Here is a 21,669-nt window from a genome sequence, read left to right on the forward strand (position 1 = left end):
CTACCCACCAGCCGACACGTCATCGCACCCAAGAGTTCCCAGCACACCCCGGAGGAGGAGCAGATGAGCGGACTTGCCGCTGACCGACATGTCCCGGTCATGCGTGAGCGGATCGTGGAACTGCTCGCGCCTGCCTTGAGTAAACCCGGGGCGGTCGTGCTCGATGCCACCCTCGGCATGGGAGGGCACACCGAGGCGCTGCTGCAGGCCTGCCCTACGGCTCGCGTCATCGGTATCGACCGCGACCCTGAGGCCTTAGAGCTGGCCGGGGGTAGGTTGGCCCAGTTCGGGGACCGGTTCATCGCCGTGCAAGCGGTTTATGACGAAATCCCTGAAGTGATGCAGGAGCAGTCGATCCGCAGCTTCGACGCGATCCTGTTCGACTTGGGTGTTTCCTCCCTGCAACTGGACGAAGCCGAACGCGGGTTCGCGTACAGCAAGGACGCCCCGCTGGACATGCGGATGGACCCCACCCGGGGCATCACCGCAGCCGAGGTCCTCAACACCTACGAGCCGGCCGAGCTCATCCGCATCCTGCGCGACTACGGCGAAGAACGGTTCGCAAAAAAAGTGACCGGTGCCATAGTCCGCGCCCGTGAGGTGGAGAAGTTCACCACCTCGGCGCCCCTGGTGGAGTTGCTGCGTGCCGCGATTCCGATGAACTCCCAACGCAGTGGCGGACATCCGGCCAAACGGACCTTCCAGGCGCTGCGCATCGAAGTCAACGAAGAACTGAGCGCTCTGGAGCGAGCCCTGCCCCAAGCGATTGATGCATGTGGGCTCGGAGGGCGTGTCGCTGTGCTGTCCTACCACTCCTTGGAGGACAGGATGGTCAAGAGAGTTCTCAGCGCCGGAAGCCACAGTTCCGCCCCGCACGGGTTGCCAGTCGAGTTGCCCGAGCATCAGGCGTACCTGCGGCTGCTCTGTAGGGGGGCAGAGGAGCCCTCACCGCAGGAAATAGCCGACAATCCGCGTGCCGCCTCAGCGAAACTGCGGGCCGCAGAACGAATCCGACCGAAAGGACGCACTCGATGAGCCAGATGCCCGTCGCGACGACGGTACGGCCCGCTAGGCGTCCGGCACCGGCGCGCCCCGACCTGCGCGTGGTCTCTCCCGCCCCGTTGGCGCCCCGCCGTTTGCCCTTCGTGCTGCTGTGCTCGTTCGTGTTGGCCGCAGGCCTGTTCGCGCTGCTGATGATCAACATGCAACTCGCCAGCGGCACGTATGCGCTGCACGACCTGCAACAGCGCTCCATCGCGCTCGCCCAGGACGAACAGAAGCTGCGGGAAACCCTCGCCGTCCAGGAATCCCCGGCTGTGCTGGCCCAGCGAGCCGAGGAACTGGGTTTGGTGCCGGGCACGGCCCCGGTCTTCCTGGACGTCTCCGACGGTTCAGTAGCCGGAGAGCCCACTCCGGCACCGACGCCCACCGATAACGAATCCGCCGCGCCCGCCCCCGCCACCCCAAGCAGTTCCGTTTCCGGCGCCGACACGGCAGGCTGAACCTCGTGTCGCAGTCCCTCCGCGATAGTGAAGCGGGGCGCCCTTCGCGTGCCTCGCAGACCTCGTCGCGCCCTCGCCGGGCCGCCGGTAGCGCCAAAGGCCCCGGCACCAAGGGTTCTTCGGTGCGTTCTGCCCGCCAAGAGAAGCGGGCCGGTTCGCCTCGAGCCAAAACCGGGTCGGGCTCCGGCTCGGGGTCACCCAGATCCGGAGGCGGCGGTGGCCGCGGCGGTTCCACCAGCAGCCCGCGCCTGGCCAACCCGCGTCGCCGGGTCCGGGCGTTATTCGTTGCCATCCTCTTCGTCTTCACGCTGTTCGCGGCTCAACTGGTGCGCCTGCAGGGGATCGATGCTGCCCGGGTAGCCGAAGAAGCCCGCGACCTGCGCTCAGGTCTTCCGACGACGGTGCCTGCCGAGCGCGGCGCGATCCTGGACCGCAATGGGGTCCCGTTGGCGACCAGCGTCGAACGTCGCGACGTGGTGATCGACCAACTCGCCGTGGCCGAATACGTCGTACGGCAGGGGCGCAACCGCGTCAAAGTTGGGGCCGAAGGCGCCGCCAAGGCGCTGGCACCCATCCTCAAGCTGGATGAGTCCGAGTTGCGCAAGGAACTGACCGGGACCGCTCGCTACGGCGTCATCGCCCGCGGCATCGAGCCGGTCTTATGGCGCCAGGTGGACAAACTCGGCATCCCGGGGATCACCAGCACTGTGGTCCCGTTGCGCACCTACCCCGGCGGTGCGCCGGTTGCCCCGATCGTGGGATGGGTGGGGCCCACCGGAGATGCCGAGAACGGCACCGGCGGCGGGCTGGAGTACCTGCACAACTCGACATTGAAGGGAACCCCCGGGGAGACCGTTCGGGAGTATTCGGCGGACAACCGCGCCATCCCCATGGGTCACGCCGACATCATCCCGGCGGTTCCGGGCACCTCGATGAAGCTCACCATCGACAACGACTTGCAGTGGTTCGCCTACGACAAGATCCGGGACCAGGTCCAGAAGACCGACTCCACCGCCGGCGTCGTGGTCGTCATGGACTTGCAGGGCCGACTTCGGGCTGTCTCGGAGTATCCCAGCTTCGACCCGTCCAACCCCGAGACCCGCACAGCCGACCGGATGCGCAGCAGCGCCTTCCAGGACAGCTTCGAGCCCGGATCTACCGCAAAGGTGATGTCGGTGGGGGCTGCTCTGGCCGAGGGTGTCACCACCCCGACAACCGTCTATGACGTTCCGTCCACGATTGAGCGTCCCGACGCCGGACCCAAGCCGTTCCGGGACTCTCACCAGCACACCGACCAACGGCTGACCACGGCCGGCATCGTGGCCACCTCAAGCAACGTCGGCACCATCACCATCGGCGAGAAGCTTCCGCCGGCCACCCTGGAGCGCTACTACCGCGCCTTCGGTCTGGGCGAGGTCTCCGCTGTCGGGTTCCCCGGCGAATCTGCCGGGATGCTCAAGCCGGCCAACGAATGGGACGGACGGACCCGCTACACCGTGCTGTTCGGTCAGGGCCTCGGCGTCTCCGCAGTGCAGGCCGCCGGGGTGTTCCAAACCATCGCCAACAATGGGCTGCGGGTCCCGGCCAGCATTGTCGAGGGCACCATCAGCCCCGACGGCACGGCGACGCCGGCCACCCCGCCCACCGGAATCCAGGTCCTGCCGCAACAGGCAGCCGCTGAGATGAACACGATGCTGCGCTCGGTCGTCACTGACGCGGGAACCGCCCACCTCGCCGAGATCCCCGGAGTTGCGGTGGCCGGTAAAACAGGGACCTCCGAGAACATCGGCGTCACCGCGCCCAAGGGGCACCAGCCGTACACCTCCTCCTTCATCGGTTACGCCCCGGCCAACGCGCCGCAGTTCATCGTGGCGGTGGTGTTGAAGGAGCCAGGTGAGGACCATTCCATCTACGGTGGCGCTCTGGCCGGGCCGGTCTTCCGGGACGTCATGTCTTATGCGCTCAAAGCCTCGGGCGTGAAACCGGTTCCGCCCACCACCGAGCGGTACCCGCTCACCGAAGAAGAGTTGCGTGAGGGTGTCAAGACCGAGCCCACCGACGGCGTGACCCCCGCTCCGAACGGTGTGACCTTGCCCCCCATTGCTGTCTCGTCTCAGCCAACCGGGGCGGCCCCGTCGCCCTCCTCGCGATAGCGTCCAGGGGATGAGTACGCACCTGCGCCCCAGCGCCGTTCCCGGTATCACCCTGCGCGGTCTACACGCGACCCTGGCAGGGGTCCCCCTGCCCGCCGGCGACCTTGAGGTCCCGATAACCGGAGTCACTCTCGACAGCCGAAGTGTGTTGCCTGGTGATCTGTACGCGGCGCTACCCGGGGCTCGAGCCCACGGGGCCTCCTTTGCCGCTTCGGCAGTGCAGGCAGGGGCGGTGGCGGTGCTGACGGACGAGCGCGGTCGGGAGCTCGCCGACGTACAGGTGCCCGTTCTGGTGGTACCAGACCCGCGCGCGTGCCTGGGCGAGTTGGCTGCCACGATCTACGGGCAGCCGGGCCGCAAACTGCGCACGGTCGGGATCACCGGCACCAACGGCAAGACGACGACCGCCTACATCCTGGACGCTGCGCTGCGCGCCGCCAGCCATGTCACGGGGTTGATCGGGACGATCGAGACCCGGGTCGCCACCGAGCGGGTTCGCAGTGTGCGCACCACCCCGGAGAGCCCTGACCTGCACGCTCTGCTGGCCCTGATGGTCGAGCGCAAGGTCGACGTCGCCACGATGGAGGTCAGTAGTCATGCGCTGGCTCTGCACCGGGTCGACGGCCTGATCTTCGATGTGGCGCTGTTCACCAACCTGTCCCAGGACCACCTGGACTTCCATCACACGATGCAGGAGTACTTCGAAGCCAAGGCCGGACTGTTCACTGCGCACCGCTGCCGGCAAGGGATCATCTGCGTAGACGACGACTGGGGCCAGCGGCTCGCGGAGATCGCCTCGGTTCCGGTGAGCACCGTGAGCAGTGATCCGGCGCGCGCTGCCGACTGGCATCTGCTGGCCGAACCCGGCCAATCGGAGTTCGTGCTGCGCGCCGAGAGCGGCGAGGCGTTGAGCCTGCGCAGCGCGCTGCCGGGCGACTTCAACCGGATGAACACCGCTCTGGCCGCGCTGGCATTGCGTGTCGCAGGAATGAGCGACGAGGCCATCGTGGCGGCGATTCACGCAGGCGTCACGGTTCCCGGTCGGGCCGAGCGGGTCGATCTCGGCCCGGGCGCGCCGCAGGCCGTCATCGACTTCGCGCACACCCCCGAAGCTGTCGCCAACGTCTTGGCGGCGCTGCGTGCCCAAATGCAGGGTCCCCTGGTCGCAGTCCTCGGCGCCGGCGGAGACCGCGACGCCGGGAAGCGCGAAATGATGGGCGCCCGGGCCGCTCAGGTCGCCGATGAAGTCGTCGTCACCGATGACAACCCGCGCGAGGAAGACCCCGAACTCATCCGGGCAGCGGTGCTGCGCGGAGCGTTGGGCTGCGCCGAGGAGCCGGCGCGCTGTCACCAGGTCGCGGGCCGAGAGGCTGCCATCGAGTACGCGCTGCGCCTGGCCGGCCCGAACGGATTGGTCGCGGTGCTCGGCAAGGGGCACGAAGACGGCCAAGAGATCCACGGTGTGGTCCATCCCTATAATGACCGCGATGCGCTCACGCAGGCGTGGGCTCGTTGCCGCCGCACGCCTGAAAGGCCCATCTCATGATTCCGCTGTCCCTTGGCCGCATCGCGCAGATCACCGGCGGCGAACTGCACGGTGACCCCCAGGTATGCATCGACGGGCCGGTTGTCACCGATTCGCGCGCCGCGCAGCCCGGTTCGCTGTATGTGGCCCGCGTCGGAGAACACGCAGACGGTCACGAGTACGTTCCCGGCGCTGCGGCGGCCGGGGCGGTGGCCGCGCTGAGCACCCGCGTCGTCGAGGCGCTGCCCTGCGTGGTGGTGCCCGACGTGCAGGCAGCGTTCGCGGCCCTGGCCAGCGCCGTCATCGAGCAGGTTGAGGACCTCGTCGTCATCGGGATCACCGGGTCCTCGGGGAAGACCACCACCAAGGACCTGTTGGCCGGGGTGTTGAGCACGCTCGGGGAAACCGTGGCCAACGAAGGCTCCCTGAACTCCGAGGTGGGGGTGCCGCTTACGGTTACCCGCATCACCCCTACGACGCGCTATCTGATCGTCGAGATGGGTGCCCGGGGGATCGGGCACATCGACTACCTGGCCAAGATGACCAGTCCGCACATTGGCATCGTGCTTAACGTCGGCAGCGCCCACCTGGGGGAGTTCGGCTCCCGCGAGGCCATCGCCCGCGCCAAGGGCGAACTGGTCGAGGCGCTTCCGGCGGACGGGTTGGCCATCCTGCAGGCTGACGACCCGCTGGTAGCGGGAATGGCTGAGCGCACCACAGCCCAGGTGTGCACGGTCGGGCGCCTCGGAGGCCAGCTGCAGGCGCTCAAGGTCGAGGTCGGCCCCAGCGGCGCCGCGTCGTTCACGCTGGCCGCCGGTGAGCAGCGCGAACGCGTCACGCTGGAGTTGCTGGGGGAGCACCAGGTCGACAATGCGCTCGCGGTGGCTGCCTGCGCACTGCACCTGGGGATGAGCCTGCCGCAGCTCGCGGCCGCGCTGGCTCAGGCCCGCCCGGTGAGCAGATGGCGGATGGAACGCCACGACCGGGCCGACGGCGTGGTCGTCATCAACGACGCCTACAACGCCAACCCCGAATCGATGGCGGCTGCGCTGCGCACCCTGAAGAGGATGGCGGAAGGCAAGCGGACCTGGGCCGTACTCGGCACGATGCTGGAACTGGGGCCGACCTCGGATGAGGAGCACCGCCAGATCGGTGAGATGACCGCTGACCTGGGCATCGATGAGGTGCTCGCGGTGGGCCAGGGGGCCGCGGCGATCGCTGAAGGCGTCAGGATCGCCGGACAACGCCGTAGCGTGCGAACACACGCGCAGTGGGTCTCAGATATCGACGCGGCCCAGCGCGTGCTCGATGAAAACCTGCGAAAGGGTGACGTAGTCGTGCTCAAGTCGAGTCGGGACGCCGGTCTGCGCCAATTGGGCGACCGCTTGGTCGGTCAGGAGACTCTGGCATGAGAGCAGTTCTGGTCGCCTCCTTCATCTCATTGATCGTGGCACTGTTCGGCACCCCGCTCTACATCAAGTTCCTTGTGCGTCGCGGGTACGGGCAGTTCATCCGCGACGACGGACCCACCACGCACCACACCAAGCGCGGCACCCCGACGATGGGCGGCGCCGTCATCATCGCCGCGACGCTCCTGGGCTACTTCCTGGCCCATTTCGTCACGGTGACCCCGGTCTCGCCCAGCGCGCTGCTGGTCATCTTCCTCATGTGCGGGTTGGGGCTGGTGGGTTGGGGCGATGACTTCATCAAGATCACCAAGGCCCGCAGCCTGGGATTGCGATCCTGGCAGAAGTTGGCAGGCCAGCTGCTCATCGGCACGATCTTCGCCGTGCTGGCCTTGCAGTTCCCCTCACCCAGCGGTGACCGACCGGCCTCGATGGCGATCTCCTTCGTGCGTGACACCTCCCTGGATTTCGGCCTGCTCGGACCGATCCTGGGCACGATCGTGTTCGTGCTGTGGATCAACCTGATGATCGCGGGCACGAGTAACGGCGTGAACCTCACCGACGGTCTGGACGGTCTGGCCACGGGCGCCAGCGTGGCCGTCAGCGCCGCCTACATTCTCATCGGCATCTGGCAGTTCCAACAGGGCTGCAGCTCTCCGGGGCGCATCGTCGGGCAGTGCTACACCACCCCGCACGCGCACGACCTGGCGATCTTCGCGGCGGCGCTGATGGGGGCATGCGTGGGGTTCCTGTGGTGGAACGCTTCCCCGGCCAAGATCTTCATGGGTGACACGGGTTCGCTCGCGCTCGGTGGTGCGCTGGCCGGTTTGGCCATCACCACCCGCACTCAGCTGCTCATCGTCATCCTTGGTGGGCTGTTCGTGATCATCACCATGTCGGTGATCATCCAGGTCGCCTCCTTCAAGATGACTGGGAAACGGGTCTTCCGGATGGCTCCGCTTCAGCACCACTTCGAGCTCAAGGGCTGGAACGAGGTGACCATCGTCATTCGGTTCTGGATCATCGCCGGCGGCTGCGTAGGCGTCGGACTGGCGTTGTTCTACGCCGAGTCGATGGTCGGAGGTGCGTTATGACCTACGTCGAGTGTGGCGGCGATCCACGCCCCGGCTTGGACCACGCCGAGGGTGACTGGGCGGGGCTGCGCGTGCTGGTGGCGGGTTTGGGTGTCAGTGGGTTCGCGGCCGCCGATGCGCTGCTGGAACGCAACGCCGTGGTCCGCGCGGTGGACTCCGGAACCGGTGGCAACCTGGCTGAGCGCACTCGTCTGCTGGAAATCCTCGGCGCCGAACTCGTGCTGGGCCAGAACGCGGCGGCGGCGCTGGCCGAGCCGGAGCGCCTCCTGGAGGGCATCGAGCTCGTTGTCACCTCACCCGGATGGCGCCCGAACACGCAGCTGTTCATCGAGGCCGACGCCCGGGGGATCCCGGTCTGGGGCGAGGTGGAACTGGCTTGGCGGATGCGTCCGCGTGAGGGCGCCGCGCCGTGGCTGACGGTCACTGGCACCAACGGCAAGACCACGACGGTGCAGATGTTGGCCACGATGCTGCAGCAGGCTGGCCTGCGGGCCACCAGTGCAGGCAACGTCGGCACACCGATCATGGAGGTCATCCTCGACCCCACCCCCTATGACGTCGTCGCCGTGGAGTTGAGCAGCTTCCAGTTGCATTGGCAGCGCTCGGTCTCGCCGCTGGCCTCGGTGTGCCTCAACGTCGCCCCCGACCATGTGGACTGGCACGGCTCGATGCAGGCTTACCGAGACGCCAAGGGGCGGGTGTATGAGAACACCCAGGTCGCCTGCGTCTACAACGTGCAGGACCCGATCACCGAAGAACTCGTTCGTGAAGCCGACGTGCAGGAGGGTTGCCGCGCCGTCGGTTTCACCTCCGGCCCGCCGGGGCTGTCGATGCTCGGCATCGTGGACGGCGTCCTGGCCGACCGGGCCTTCATCGAGGGCCGGCGCACCAGCGCCGCCGAGCTTGGCGAAGTCGCCGATCTGCAGCGCGGCTCCACCCCGGTCGCCGATCATGTCGTCGCGAACGCGTTGGCCGCCGCGGCGCTGGCGCGGGCGGCCGGAATCAGCCAGCTCGCCGTTCGGGAGGGGTTGCGCGCCTTCACCCCGGAGGCGCACCGGATCGCCGAGGTCGCCTGCATCGACGGCGTCACCTGGGTCGATGACTCCAAAGCCACCAACCCGCACGCGGCTGCCGCTTCGCTGGCCGCCTTCGACTCGGTCGTGTGGATCGCCGGCGGTCTGCTCAAGGGCGCTGAGGTGGACGAACTCGTCGCGCAACATGCAGGACGGCTGCGGGGGGTCGTGCTGTTGGGCGCCGATCGCGAGCGGCTCGCGCAAGCCCTGGCCCGACACGCCCCTGATGTACCGGTGGTGGATGTAGCCGCGACCGACACTGAAGCGATGGGGCTCGTCGTTGCTGAGGCGGCGCGCCTGGCCCAGCCGGGCGACGTCGTTCTGCTCGCGCCGGCAGCGGCCTCCATGGACATGTTCGACAACTACGAGGCTCGGGGGAACGCCTTCGCCACTGCGGTGCGGGCTCGCCCTGACGCCGGGGAGGCAACCTCGCCGTGACAGCGCAGACCCCCGCCGCCGCGCGCACGGGCAACCGTGACAGACGCATCACGAGCCAGGCGGCAGGCCGCCCACCAGAGCAGCACCCGTTCTGGGAGCGGCTGGAGTCGCCGTTGTCGACGTACTACCTGTTGCTGGCGACCGTGGCGATCCTGCTGGTGATCGGCCTGGTCATGGTGCTGTCGGCGTCCAGCATCACCTCCCTTCGCCAAGATCAGTCCTCGTACACGGTGTTCATCAAGCAGGCACAGTTCGCCGTTCTGGGCTTGATCGGGGCCGGGATCGCCAGCCGGTTCAGTGTCGCCACCTGGAAGCGCCTGGCGGTGCCAGTGCTGCTGGTCGCGATCAGCCTGCAACTCCTGGTCTTCACGCCCCTGGGGGTCGAAGTCGGTGGTAACCGGAACTGGCTCGTCCTGGGGGGTTTTCGCCTGCAACCCTCCGAACTGGGCAAGGTGGCGTTGATCCTGTACGGCGCCTCCATCCTCAGCGCGAAACGCAAATACCTGCACCGGTGGAGTCACGCAATCGTTCCGCTGCTGCTCCCGGTCGGAGCGGTGGTCGTGGGTTTGGTGCTGCTGGGGCGGGATCTGGGAACGGGTCTGGTGCTGCTTGCCATCCTTACCGGCATCATGTGGGCGGCCGGGATCTCGTGGCGGTTGTTCGCGCTGGCCGGCGCCGCCTTCTGCGCCCTGGCGGTCGGACTGGTCTATTTCAGCGGCAACCGAATGGAGCGGATCAATCAATGGTTGAGCTGCACCGACGTCCAGCAGTGCTGGCAGAGCAGACACGGCCAGTTCGCGCTGGCTGACGGTGGCCTGGGCGGGCTGGGGTTGGGCGGCAGTCGCGAGAAGTGGCTGTGGCTGCCCGAACCGCACAACGACTTCATCTTCGCCATCCTGGGTGAAGAACTGGGCCTGGGCGGGACACTGGTCGTCCTGGCGTTGTTCGCACTGCTGGCACTGGCCTGCTACCGGGTTGTGCTGCAGACCAATGACATGTTCGTGCGCCTGGCCACCACCGGGGTCATGGTGTGGATCATCGGCCAGGCCATGATCAACATCGGCGCGGTCATCGGGCTGCTGCCGGTCATCGGGGTGCCGTTGCCGCTGGTCTCCTACGGCGGATCCGCTCTGGTCACCACCTTGGGAGCGTTGGGCATGGTCATCTCCTTCGCCCGCGGGGAACCCGATGCCCAGCAGGCTTTGGCAGGGCGCCCCAGCGTGTGGCGCCGTTCTTTGTCCGTTCTGTCCTCCACGAAAGGCAGCCGGCGATGAGTCCCACTGCTCGCCCACATTCTGGTCCCTCGTCGGTGCTGCTCGCCGGGGGAGGCTCAGCCGGTCACGTCTCCCCGTTGCTTGCTCTGGCCGACTGCTTGCGCCGGCGTGACCCGAACGTGGGGATCACAGCGCTGGGGACTCAGGCGGGCCTGGAGAGCCGTCTGGTGCCTGCGCGCGGTTATGAACTGCGGACGGTACCCAAAGTGGCCTTCCCGCGCCGGGTCTCCCGCGACGCGGCGATGCTGCCCAAGCGGTTGGCCAGCGCGGTTGCCGCAGCTGATCGGGCCATCGTCGACTGTGGCGCCCAGGTCGTCGTGGGTTTCGGCGGTTACGTGGCTACACCCGCCTACCTGGCCGCGCGCCGGCGGGGGATCCCGATCGTGGTCCACGAGCAGAACGCTCGCCCGGGCTTGGCGAACAAGCTCGGTGCCCGGTTGACCCCCTACGTGGGTACCACCTTCCCGTCGACGCAGTTGCCGCACGGGCGAGTGGTCGGTATGCCGCTGCGGCGAGAGATCACCACCCTGGACCGGGTGGCAATGCGAGAGCAGGCTTGCGCGCACTTCGGCCTCGACCCGGCCCGCACCACGCTGCTGGTCACCGGTGGGTCGCTGGGGGCGCAACGGCTCAACGTCGCCTTTTCCCAGGCTGCTTCCCGGCTGACTGACGCCGGCCTGCAGGTGCTGCACCTGACCGGGCGCGGCAAGGATGTCGTGGTCGCCCAGGACGCCAAGGGCTATGTCACCCGCGAGTACGCCGACCAGATGGAGCTGGCCTACGCCGCCTGCGACCTGGTGGTGGCCCGCTCCGGGGCCAACACGGTCTGTGAACTCACCGCTGTCGGGTTACCTGCGATCTACGTGCCGCTGCCCATCGGCAACGGTGAGCAGCGCGTCAACGCCGCCGACGTCATCAGCGCCGGGGGCGGAATCCTCGTTGAGGACTCCGAGGTCACCCCGGAATGGGCTGCCAGCACGGTGCTGGGCCTGGCCACCGACACTCCCCGACTGGAGTCGATGGCTGCGGCCGCCGCGAGCATCGGCGAGCGGGAGGCCGACGAGCGGCTGGCCGACCTCGTCACGCAGGCCTACGCCGGCGCTCAGGGTGTTCGATGAAAGGCGCTCGTTTCGAGGTCACCGGACCGGTGATCCCGCTGCGCGACCTCGGCGCGGTGCACGTGCTGGCGATCGGCGGCGCCGGTATGTCGGCGCTGGCCCGGTTGTTCCTGGACGCCGGAGTGCAGGTCTCGGGGTCGGACGCGAACGATTCACCGCTGCTGCACGCTCTGGCCCAGCGCGGAGCCACGGTTCACGTCGGGCACGACCCGGCCTACCTGCAGGGTGCCGACACCGTCGTCGTCTCCTCAGCGATCCGAGAGGACAACCCCGAACTGATGGCGGCGCGCGCCGCCGGTCTGCGGATCCTGCACCGCTCGCAGGCGCTGGCGAGCCTGATGCAAGCCCGCACCCGGGTCGCGGTCGCCGGCGCCAACGGCAAGACAACGACAACCTCCATGCTCACGGTGGCGCTCATCGAGGCTGGGGCTGATCCTTCTTTCGCCATCGGCGGGGAGTTGGCCGAGCTCGGGGTCAACGCGCGTCTGGGCGCGGGGGAGCCGTTCGTCGTGGAGGCGGATGAGAGCGACGGCAGCTTCCTGGCCTACCGCCCGCAGGTGGCCATTGTCACCAATGTGCAGCCCGACCATCTCGACTTCTACGGGACCTTCGCAGCAGTGCAGGCTGCCTACGGGCAGTTTGTCGCGAGTATCCCGGCCGGTGGGCTGCTCGTGGCCTGCGCCGACGATTCGGGGTCCGCCGCGTTGGCCGAGTCCGCCCGCAGAGCGGGCACCCGCGTCGTCACCTACGGGCGCGCCGCCGGTGCCGATCTTGTGGTGGGTCCGGCCAGCTTCAGCGGATTGTCCGGTAGCGCGTCCCTGACGCGGGCCGGTGCGCCGGCTCGAGAACTGAGTGTCTCGCTGCCGGGCGAGCACAACCTGCTCAACGGGGCTGCCGCCTTCCTCGCCGCCACCGACGGGCTCGGGTTGGACGCGGACGCGGTATTGCAGGGGATCGCCGCTTACAGCGGAACCCGACGCCGTTTCGAGCCCAAGGGGGAAGTGGCTGGGGTGCGGGTCGTGGACGACTACGCGCACAACCCGGCTAAAGTCGCCGCCGTGGTCAGCGCGGGAGGCCATGTCGCGGCCCCGGGCCGCCTCGTGGTGTGTTTCCAACCGCACCTGTACAGCCGCACCAGGGATTTTGCTGCGGAGTTCGGAGCTGCACTGCGCGGAGCCGACGTGGTCGTGGTACTGGACATCTACGGCGCCCGCGAGGACCCCGTCCCCGGGGTGAGCTCGCACCTGATCTCCCAGGCGGCTCGCGAGGCGGGCGTACCGGAGGTCCATGACGTCGTGGGTCTGGGGCAGGCCGCGACACGCCTGGCAGAGCTGGCGCGCCAGGGCGATCTGGTCCTGACGGTGGGGGCTGGGGACGTCACCAGGGTCGGTCCGGAGCTTCTGTCGCGGTTGGCGCAGGCGCACGGATGACGGCTTCTCGCTTTCGGGCCCGCACCGGTTCCGGGCGGGTCACCTCCGGGGCCGCCGGGGTACGTCGGCGGGTGCCGTGGCGCCAGTTGCTCGCAGTTCTTCTCATCGCGGGTGCTGTCGCGGCCGCGTTTTTCGGGCTGTTCTGGTACGCGCCGTTTTTGCGCATCGCCGATGTCGCGATCGAAGGCGCCCGCCCGCAACAGCAGCCGGGAATCCAACGCGCCGCCGACATAACCTTGGGTGAACCTCTAGTTGAGGTAGACACTAAAGCCGTCGCTGCCCGGGTGATGGCGACGAAGCTTTTCTCCGAGGTGCAGGTGCAGCGGAGTTGGCCGGACACCGTCACCATCACCGCGACGCCCCGCGAGCCGGTTCTTGCGCTGCAGGCAGAGGCCGGTCAAGTCTGGCTCGTCGACGACAGCGGAGTCGCCTACGAAGAGGTGACCCATGCCCCGGACGATCTGCCCTTGGCCACCAGCGATCAGGGCCTGAACGAAACGGCCTCGGCGGCGCTGGCGCGAGTCGCCAGCAGCCTGCGCACCGACCTGCGAGCGGCGACCCGTGACCTGCACATCGATGCCGAAAGTCGGGTGTCGTTGCAGGTCAAGGAAACCGAGGTGTTCTGGGGGGAGTCTGAGGACAGTCGCCTCAAAGCGGCTGTGGTCACCCGCCTGTTGGATACCGCCGGTGTGGGTTACATCGACGTCAGTGCTCCGATGGCGCCGGTGACGGCAGAGCATCGCCCGCAACGCGGCGAGCGCCCACCGGAGTCGGCCGGGTCAGCCGCCTCTGCGGGCCCCAGCGATGCCTCGACCGAAGTTCCGAGGAGCTCGCAGGGGGCCACGCCGGAGAGTCCGGAGCAGCCGACGCCCTCCACTGAGCCCCGGTCTGCATCTGCCACATCAATCCCCGGCTAGACGTCAATGAGACGTCAAGGGTTTGAAAAGTCCTGTGTCGGTGGCAAGGTGTGACCTTGACCGTCCATTACGATGGACCAGAAACCCGGGGTGCGTGCTCGGCTCCGGTAGATCACGCGACCGAAAGAACGTCTTCAGGAGAGGCCCCCGTCGTGGCAGCACCACAGAACTACCTGGCCGTAATCAAGGTCGTCGGCATCGGCGGGGGCGGTGTCAACGCCATCAACCGGATGATCGAGGTCGGCCTCAAGGGCGTCGAGTTCATCGCGATCAACACCGATGCGCAGGCGCTCCTCATGAGCGACGCCGACCTCAAGCTCGACGTCGGTCGTGAACTGACCCGTGGTCTCGGCGCCGGCGCCGACCCCGAGGTCGGCAAGAAGGCCGCCGAGGATCACGCAGAGGAGATCGAGGAAGCGCTCAAGGGCGCCGACATGGTCTTCGTGACTGCGGGTGAAGGTGGCGGCACCGGCACCGGTGGCGCGCCTGTGGTGGCCCGGATCGCCAAGTCCATCGGCGCCTTGACCATCGGTGTCGTCACCCGTCCCTTCACCTTCGAGGGTCGTCGCCGCGCCAACCAGGCCGAGTCCGGCATCGGGGCGTTGCGCGAAGAGGTCGACACCCTCATCGTCATCCCCAACGACCGACTGCTCTCGATCAGCGACCGCGCAGTCAGCATGCTTGACGCCTTCCGCAGCGCCGACCAGGTGCTGCTTTCAGGTGTGCAGGGCATCACCGACCTGATCACCACACCCGGCCTGATCAACCTGGACTTCGCAGATGTGAAGTCCGTGATGCAGGGCGCCGGTTCGGCCCTGATGGGTATCGGCTCGGCGCGCGGGGAAGACCGCGCGGTGCAGGCTGCGGAGTTGGCGATAAGTTCGCCGCTGCTGGAAGCCAGCATCGACGGCGCTCACGGGGTGCTGCTGTCCATCCAGGGTGGCTCCGATCTTGGTCTGTTCGAAATCAACGAGGCAGCCCGCCTGGTTCAGGAAGCTGCGCACCCGGAGGCGAACATCATCTTCGGTGCGGTCATCGACGACGCGCTCGGCGACGAGGTGCGGGTCACCGTCATCGCGGCCGGGTTCGACGGTGGCAGCCCGCAGCGCCGCAGTGACGACCGCGCCCTTGGTGGAGTTTCCAGCGCCCAGGCCCAGCAGCAGCAACAGCAGCGTCAGAACCCCGGTCAGCAGATGCCGCCGGCCCAACAGATGCCGGCCCAGCAGATGCCCCCGCAGCAGATGCCAGCCCAGCAGATGCCGCCGCGTCAGGAGCCCTCGTACTCCCAGCCGGTGACTCCGCGCCAGGGGCAGGTGCCGCGTCAGCAGCCTCCGACCCAGCCCGCGGGGATGCCCCCGGGGCACGAGCCGATGCCGCAGCGTCAAGCCCAGCAGCAGCAACAGCAACGTCAGCAGGCGCCGAACAACGGTCCTGCTCAGCCGCCGCACCAGCAGGGCGCACCTGCCAGTCGTCCGCCGCGCGCGGTGACCTTCGACGACGGCGACGACCTCGACGTACCCGACTTCCTGAAGTAAGTCGTGTACGCATGGCGTGAGCAGAGTGGCGGGCCCGCAGGGGCCCGCCCCCTGTCGCAGCCTGACGTGATGCCCCGGTCCCTGGTGGACTGGGGTTTCACGCGTGCCACCCCCACCCCGGCCGGGGTGAGCGGCAGCCGCGGCGACTACCTGGGGTTCAATCTGGCCAGTCACGTCGGGGACGACCCGGTGGCGGTGCAGAGCAACCGCCGCGCTTTGGCCGCGCAACTCGGGGTGGCAACGCGCGAACTCATCTTCATGAACCAGGTGCACGGCAGCCAGGTGGTGGTGGCCGACGGCCCTTGGTCGGGGGATCCCCCCGAGGCTGACGCCGTCCTCACCACCACCCCGGGGTTGGCACTGGCGGTGCTGGTGGCCGACTGCACCCCGGTGCTGCTCGTCGACGAAGAAGCCGGCGTCGCCGGGGCGGTGCACGCCGGTCGACCCGGACTGCTGGCAGGGGTGGTACCCGCGGCGGTGCACGCCGCGCGAGATCTCGGGGCGCGCAGGTTGCGTGCGGCAGTCGGCCCCTCGGTGTGCGGACGCTGCTACGAAGTGCCGGCGGCGATGCGCGAGGAAGTCGCTGCCGACAACCCACTCTCGGCGACCGTGTCCTGGACCGGGACGCCCGCCCTCGACGTTGCCGCTGGTGTCGTCGCCCAACTCAGGCAACTTGATGTAGCGCTCACCTGGGTTCCCGGCTGTACCCGAGAATCACCACGGTTCTATTCCTATCGCCGTCAACCCCGCACCGGCCGTTTCGCCGGCGTCGTGCGAATGTGGACACCGTGACCGACCACGAGCCCCGCCTATCCGAGCTGGCCGTATCGCTGCGCCGCGTCCAGGAGCGCATCGCGGCCGCCTGCACCGACTCTCAGCGTGACCCGAGCCAGGTGAAACTGGTCGTGGTCACCAAATTCTTTCCCGCCAGTGACGTTCTGCACCTGGCCCAGTTGGGTGTCGATGAGGTGGGGGAGAACCGCGACCAGGAAGCCGGCCCGAAGGCGGCGCAGGTGCGCGCAGCGCTGCCCAAGGGGCCGCGTTGGCATTTCATCGGTCAGTTGCAGACCAACAAGGCGGCCTCGGTCGCTTCCTATGCCGATGTCGTGCAGTCCGTGGACCGGGTGCGCCTGGTCAACGCCCTGGAGAAGGGGGCAGCCAAGGCCGGACGCGAGTTGGAAGTGCTCCTGCAGGTCGACCTGGGGCAGGGCGCGGATCAGGGCCGGGGCGGCGCGTTGCCGCAAGAGATTCCGCAGCTTGGCGCCGCGGTGGCCGACTGCGAGTATCTCAAGCTGGCGGGGCTGATGGCGGTGGCTCCGCTCGGCGCGCCCGCCCGACCGGCCTTCGAGCGGTTGGCGGCGCTGGCGCACACGCTGCAGGCGGAGCACCCCGACGCGCGGGTGATCTCGGCCGGGATGAGCGGCGATCTCGAGGATGCCATTGCCTGTGGGGCCACCCACCTGCGTGTCGGAACGGCAATCCTGGGCGCTCGTCCTCCTCTTCGATAGCGTTAGCTCACGGCCCGCGTCGGTCTCCTGTGCCATGGCGTAGGCTCCCGAGAACGTTTACGCGCGCGGTCGACATCCGCACGAACAGCAAGGAGCACACACGATGGCTGGAGCACTTCGCAAGGCCTGGGTGTACCTCGGGCTGGCCGATGAGGACGAGCGCGATGTTCTGTACGACGAGGACACGCGCGGTGAGGAGTTCCCGCCCGCTCGCGCTACCCGCGAGGTGGAGGAGGACCCCCGCGAGCATGAGCGTGAGCCGCTGGCCCCGCGCCAGGAGCGCCCCCGCGGCTCTCACGTGGCGTTGGCTCCGGTGGAGGACGAAGAACCGCGCCGCGCAGAAGTCACCCCCATCCGACGCAGCACCCCGGTCGCAGAGGTTGTCAAAGACGTGGAGGTCACCGGCGTGCACCGCATCACCACCATTCACCCGCGCACCTACAACGAAGCCAAGAACATCGGCGAGAGCTTCCGCCAGGGCACCCCGGTCATCATGAACCTGACTGACCTGGACGACGCCGACGCCAAGCGACTGGTCGACTTCGCTGCGGGGCTCGTCTTCGGTCTGCAGGGCTCGATCGAGCGGGTCACGAACAAGGTGTTCCTGCTCTCCCCGGCCAACCTGGAGGTCACCTCCACGGACGGGTCCGGCAGCGCTAAGGCCACGCGCGGCCTGTTCAACCAGAGCTGATGCAGGCGGCACCCAGCCGCGTAACGGATACTGGCTGACATGGCGCTCGTCGTTTCACTCATTCTGTTCCTCATCCAGATCTACATGTTCGTCCTGATCGCTCGGCTGGTGGTCGACTGGATCCAGGTCTTCGCCCGAGAGTGGCGTCCCCGTGGTCTTCTGCTGGTCATCATCGAGGGCATCTACTCCCTGACGGATCCGCCGCTGAAGGCGCTGCGTCGGGTCATCCCACCGGTCCGACTGGGATCGGTGATGCTGGACCTGGGGTTCATCGTGCTGTGGTTCGGCTTGTACGCTCTTTCTGCCGCAGTTACCTACATCGGAATGCAATTCATTTAAGGCTTTTGCTGTGCATTGTTTGACGGACGTCCGGTCTTAAGTAAAGACGATCGACCGACTCGACTGCCTTTCTTGCGAGACTACGTGCCCGGTAAGTCATGTAGCTGACCAGGGGTGAGTACCTTACGCGGATTCCGTTACCCTGGAAGCGGATACATCGGTGCAATCAAGGGGTTTCCATGCCGCTCACACCCGAAGACGTGCTGAACAAGCACTTCACCGCGACGCAGTTTCGACGCGGATACGACGAGCAGGAAGTCGACGACTTCCTGGACGAAGTCGTCGTCGAATTGCGGCGCCTCAGCACTGAGAACGCGCAACTGCGCCAGGGCGCACCCGGGGCGCCGCAGATCGACTCTGCCGCCTTTGCCCAGGCAGAGAAAGTCGCCCAGGAGCGCATCGCGCGGGTGCAGGCCGAAGCCGATGAAGCGGAGAAGGCCGCAGCGGCCCGAGTGGCGGCAGCCCAGGAACGGGCCGAACTGGCAGAGCAACAGGCACAGGAGCGGGCCGCGACCGCAGCACTGGCCGCGCCGGCGACCCAGGCCGACCAGGGCTCAGCCGCGGCGCCGATGACCGCTTCGACCTCGGGTGCCGGGGTTGCCGACGCCGCCGGCGTCATCGCCCTGGCCCAGAAGGTGCACGACGAGTACGTCGAGCAGGGTCGCCAGGAGCACGATCGCCTCGTCACCGAAGGCACCGCCCGTCGGGACACCTTGTTCGAAGAGGCCCAGTCCACGCACGACCGGCTGCTCGGTGAAGCCCAGGCGCGTCACGACGAACTCATCGAGACCGCGCAGAGCCGCCACGACGAGCTCGTCCAGACGGCGCAGAGCCGCCACGACGAACTGGTCGAGACGGGGCGCAGCGAGAATGAGCGCTTGATCGCCGAAGCCAAGCAGGAGCACGAGCGGCTGCTGAGCAGCGCTCAGGAGCAGCACGACGAACTGGTGCGCTCCGGCCGCGCGGAGAATGAACGTCTGCTGCTGGAGGCGCGCAGCACCTCCAGCACCATGGTGGAAGAGGCTCGCAACCGCCGCGACACGATGCTGACGGAGCTGGAGAACTCCCGCAGCGCCTACGCCGCCAAGATCAGCGAACTACGCAGCTTCGAAGAGCAGTACCGCTCCCGGCTCACAGACTTCATCGAGGGGCATCTGCGCGGGCTGGAGCGTGCGTCATCGCCGATGCCCGGTGAGATGCCTGACTCTGAGCTGAGCGATACCCGCCTGGAACTATCCGGCCGGCCGCAGCAGGCCATCGAGGCCGAGGAGGCGGCTCACGCTGAACACCCGGTCGAGGAGGAGGCAGAGCGGGCTGAGGCGGCCAGCATCCCCGAAGCCGACCTCACCTCGGTCCACCAGGGCTGAGCTACTCCTGAGGCGTGCGTTCAGCCCCGCCTGCTCGGTGCCGGACCCCCGGCGCAGATCAGGTGGGGCTGAAATGTTTCCTGGCTGCTGGGCTACCTCTATCCTGTGCGCACGGCCAAGCTGGGTACGTGCGCCGACCGCTGGGTGGCAGACGTTCTGGCACGATCGTTTCCTCAACGGCCAGAGGTCGATTGCAATTGACCTCTGGCCGCACAGTTCACCCGTACGGATCGGACAAGCCATGACCACGTTGCACGATTCCACCCCCGAGCAGGACCGGTCGGCCGCGGCTGCCGACCTGACATGGCTGCCGGTTCGCCCGGGCGAGGATCCTTGGACCCAAGAGGAATTCGAGGAAGTTCAGCAGATGCTCACCGACGAGATCGCGCGCGTCGGTGCAGAGCTTGAGATGTCGGAGGCCGACATCGAGACCCTGATGCGTAATGACGGCAGCGGCTCCGGAGACGATTCGGCCGACGCCGGCGGCAAGGTCCTCGAGCGCGAACATGAGCTGACCTTGGCGGAGAACTCGCGTCGCCTGCTGGAACAGAGCAGACGCGCCCTGGAGCGGCTTGCTGCGCGCAGCTATGGTCGTTGCGAGCAGTGCGCCGAACCCATCGGCAAACTGCGCCTACAAGCCTTCCCTCGCGCCACGCTCTGCGTGGCGTGCAAACAGAAGTCGGAGCGACGCTGATTTCCTCCTCAACTACAGCTTCTCGCGGCCGGGCGTTCCTCGCCCGGCCGCGTCTTGCCGCACTCGTCTGCCTACTCGGTGCCCTGGTGTGGGCTGGTGACCAGGCCACGAAACGCTGGGCGCTGGCCTCGCTGACGCCAGGGCAGATCCGGCCTTTCCTGGGGGAGGTGCTGCAGTTCACGTTGGTGTTCAACCCCGGCGCGGCGTTCTCGCTGGGAACCGGCATCACTCCGGTCTTCACCTTCGCGATGGCGGCGGTGGCCGTGGCGATCCTGGTCTCGTTGCGCCGTCTGAACTCGCGCTGGTGGGCCTTGGCCTTGGGGCTGCTGCTCGGCGGCGCCCTGGGCAACCTCACCGATCGGTTGCTGCGCCCACCCGGCTTCGCTCACGGACACGTCGTGGACTTCCTCATGTTGCCGCATTGGCCGGTCTTCAACGTGGCAGACTCCGCGATCGTCACGGCCGCCGCGCTCATCGCGCTCGCAGCCTTTCGCGGCATCGATTTCGATGCCAACCCCAAATCCTCGACCGGCGCTGACGAGCCTTCGACCGGACCAGACGTGGAGGTGAACCGTCGTGGCTGATGTGCGAACGCTGCCTGTTCCTGATGGCTTGGAAGGCGAACGGGTGGACGCCGCGCTGGCGCGACTGTTCGGCCTGTCCCGCACTAAAGCGGCCGATCTGGCCGGCCAAGGTCTGGTCATGCTGGACGGGGCTGCTGTAGGCAAGTCCGACCGGGTGCGCGGCGGTGGTTTCCTGGAGGTCAGCCTGCCGGATGCCAACGCACCCACCGGGTTGGAGATCATTGCCGAGCCGGTGCCGGGGATGAGCATCGTGCACGACGACGACGACCTCATCGTGGTGGATAAACCGGTGGGGGTGGCGGCGCATCCGAGCGTCGGCTGGAGCGGGCCCACTGTGGTCGGGGGGTTGCGCGCAGCCGGCTACCGGATTTCAACCTCGGGGGCCAGCGAACGTCAGGGCATTGTCAGCAGGCTCGATGTGGGAACCAGCGGCTTGATGGTGGTGGCCAAGAGCGAGCATGCCTATTCGATGCTCAAACGGGCTTTCCGTGATCGGCGGGTCGACAAGACCTACCACACGCTGGTGCAAGGCCTACCAGACCCGGTGGTGGGGACCATCGACGCCCCGATCGGGCGTCATCCCGGCTATGACTTCAAGTTCGCGGTGATGCAGTCAGGTAAGCCGAGTCTCACCCATTACGAGGTTGTCGAGGCCTTTCGCAGTGCCAGCCTGCTGCAGGTCAAATTGGAGACCGGACGTACGCACCAGATTCGGGTCCATATGGCCGCCTTGCGCCATCCCTGCGTGGGCGACCCGCTGTACGGCGGCGACCCGGTCCTCGGCGCCAGGCTCGGGCTGGACCGGCAGTGGCTACACGCCGTGGGGCTGGGGTTCGAACACCCGGGCAGCGGTGAGTACGTCACCTTCGAGAGTTCCTATCCCCAGGACCTGCAGAACGCGCTCGACATCCTCGCCCAGGCCTGAGCCCCGCTGCTGGCGCCGGACCGGGGCGCTGCTCGGGCGTGGCTGCTGCAGTGGTGGCCACGCAGCCAGCTTCGGGCAGCGCTACGGCGCTGAGAC

The 21,669-nt window shown here is 67.7% G+C and carries 20 protein-coding genes; all 20 read left to right on the forward strand.

Translation table 11 applies throughout. The features are described from left to right. The first annotated feature begins 63 nt into the window (after positions 1-63). Positions 64-1,035 carry a 16S rRNA (cytosine(1402)-N(4))-methyltransferase RsmH gene (rsmH, locus tag G9V96_RS14620; RefSeq protein ID WP_168584063.1) on the forward strand — a complete coding sequence of 324 codons (972 nt, stop codon included), beginning with the start codon at positions 64-66 and terminating at the stop codon, positions 1,033-1,035. Continuing rightward, the gene (locus G9V96_RS14625) at positions 1,032-1,502 is read left to right on the forward strand and encodes a cell division protein FtsL (RefSeq protein WP_168583695.1); all 471 of its coding nucleotides are present in this window, start codon (positions 1,032-1,034) and stop codon (positions 1,500-1,502) included. Before rsmH ends, G9V96_RS14625 begins: the two co-directional genes overlap by 4 nt. A 122-nt stretch (positions 1,503-1,624) precedes the next feature. Continuing rightward, positions 1,625-3,655, forward strand: a complete 2,031-nt coding sequence (locus G9V96_RS14630) for a peptidoglycan D,D-transpeptidase FtsI family protein (RefSeq protein ID WP_168583696.1) — start codon at positions 1,625-1,627, stop codon at positions 3,653-3,655. A 10-nt stretch (positions 3,656-3,665) separates the two neighbouring features. Beyond that, the gene (locus G9V96_RS14635) at positions 3,666-5,201 is read left to right on the forward strand and encodes a UDP-N-acetylmuramoyl-L-alanyl-D-glutamate--2,6-diaminopimelate ligase (RefSeq protein WP_168583697.1); all 1,536 of its coding nucleotides are present in this window, start codon (positions 3,666-3,668) and stop codon (positions 5,199-5,201) included. Next, positions 5,198-6,592: a UDP-N-acetylmuramoyl-tripeptide--D-alanyl-D-alanine ligase gene (locus tag G9V96_RS14640; protein ID WP_168583698.1), complete on the forward strand. Its 1,395-nt coding sequence runs from the start codon at positions 5,198-5,200 to the stop codon at positions 6,590-6,592. Before G9V96_RS14635 ends, G9V96_RS14640 begins: the two co-directional genes overlap by 4 nt. Further along, a complete protein-coding gene (gene mraY / locus G9V96_RS14645) occupies positions 6,589-7,680 on the forward strand; it encodes a phospho-N-acetylmuramoyl-pentapeptide-transferase (protein ID WP_168583699.1) in 1,092 nt (363 codons plus the stop codon). Before G9V96_RS14640 ends, mraY begins: the two co-directional genes overlap by 4 nt. Continuing rightward, entirely contained in the window at positions 7,677-9,191 is a 1,515-nt protein-coding gene (gene murD / locus G9V96_RS14650) for a UDP-N-acetylmuramoyl-L-alanine--D-glutamate ligase (RefSeq protein WP_168583700.1), read from the forward strand. Before mraY ends, murD begins: the two co-directional genes overlap by 4 nt. Continuing rightward, positions 9,188-10,465: a putative lipid II flippase FtsW gene (gene ftsW / locus G9V96_RS14655; protein ID WP_226913340.1), complete on the forward strand. Its 1,278-nt coding sequence runs from the start codon at positions 9,188-9,190 to the stop codon at positions 10,463-10,465. Before murD ends, ftsW begins: the two co-directional genes overlap by 4 nt. Further along, a complete protein-coding gene (gene murG / locus G9V96_RS14660; RefSeq protein WP_168583701.1) occupies positions 10,462-11,583 on the forward strand; it encodes an undecaprenyldiphospho-muramoylpentapeptide beta-N-acetylglucosaminyltransferase in 1,122 nt (373 codons plus the stop codon). Before ftsW ends, murG begins: the two co-directional genes overlap by 4 nt. Next, a complete protein-coding gene (murC, locus tag G9V96_RS14665) occupies positions 11,580-13,013 on the forward strand; it encodes a UDP-N-acetylmuramate--L-alanine ligase (protein ID WP_168583702.1) in 1,434 nt (477 codons plus the stop codon). Before murG ends, murC begins: the two co-directional genes overlap by 4 nt. Next, positions 13,010-13,930: a cell division protein FtsQ/DivIB gene (locus G9V96_RS14670; RefSeq protein WP_168583703.1), complete on the forward strand. Its 921-nt coding sequence runs from the start codon at positions 13,010-13,012 to the stop codon at positions 13,928-13,930. The genes murC and G9V96_RS14670 overlap by 4 nt, the downstream gene beginning before the upstream one ends. A 152-nt stretch (positions 13,931-14,082) precedes the next feature. Then, complete coding sequence (gene ftsZ, locus G9V96_RS14675; protein ID WP_168583704.1) at positions 14,083-15,465, forward strand: cell division protein FtsZ; 1,383 nt, start codon at positions 14,083-14,085, stop codon at positions 15,463-15,465. A 69-nt stretch (positions 15,466-15,534) separates the two neighbouring features. Next, entirely contained in the window at positions 15,535-16,257 is a 723-nt protein-coding gene (gene pgeF / locus G9V96_RS14680; RefSeq protein WP_168583705.1) for a peptidoglycan editing factor PgeF, read from the forward strand. Beyond that, on the forward strand, positions 16,254-16,973 hold the full coding sequence (locus G9V96_RS14685) for a YggS family pyridoxal phosphate-dependent enzyme (RefSeq protein WP_168583706.1): 720 nt from the start codon (positions 16,254-16,256) through the stop codon (positions 16,971-16,973). Before pgeF ends, G9V96_RS14685 begins: the two co-directional genes overlap by 4 nt. A 103-nt stretch (positions 16,974-17,076) precedes the next feature. Continuing rightward, positions 17,077-17,664: a cell division protein SepF gene (locus G9V96_RS14690; RefSeq protein ID WP_168583707.1), complete on the forward strand. Its 588-nt coding sequence runs from the start codon at positions 17,077-17,079 to the stop codon at positions 17,662-17,664. 39 nt (positions 17,665-17,703) lie between these two features. Continuing rightward, entirely contained in the window at positions 17,704-18,003 is a 300-nt protein-coding gene (locus tag G9V96_RS14695) for a YggT family protein (RefSeq protein WP_168583708.1), read from the forward strand. A 179-nt stretch (positions 18,004-18,182) separates the two neighbouring features. Next, entirely contained in the window at positions 18,183-19,370 is a 1,188-nt protein-coding gene (locus tag G9V96_RS14700; protein ID WP_168583709.1) for a DivIVA domain-containing protein, read from the forward strand. Between the two features lie 241 nt (positions 19,371-19,611). After that, positions 19,612-20,064, forward strand: coding sequence for a TraR/DksA family transcriptional regulator (locus G9V96_RS14705; protein ID WP_168583710.1), 453 nt, complete (start codon positions 19,612-19,614; stop codon positions 20,062-20,064). Between the two features lie 86 nt (positions 20,065-20,150). Further along, positions 20,151-20,648 carry a signal peptidase II gene (gene lspA, locus G9V96_RS14710; protein WP_226913341.1) on the forward strand — a complete coding sequence of 166 codons (498 nt, stop codon included), beginning with the start codon at positions 20,151-20,153 and terminating at the stop codon, positions 20,646-20,648. Further along, on the forward strand, positions 20,641-21,573 hold the full coding sequence (locus G9V96_RS14715; RefSeq protein ID WP_168583711.1) for an RluA family pseudouridine synthase: 933 nt from the start codon (positions 20,641-20,643) through the stop codon (positions 21,571-21,573). The genes lspA and G9V96_RS14715 overlap by 8 nt, the downstream gene beginning before the upstream one ends. Positions 21,574-21,669 lie beyond the last annotated feature (96 nt).

Source organism: Gephyromycinifex aptenodytis, from assembly GCF_012277275.1.
Taxonomy (GTDB): Bacteria; Actinomycetota; Actinomycetes; order Actinomycetales; family Dermatophilaceae; genus Gephyromycinifex; species Gephyromycinifex aptenodytis.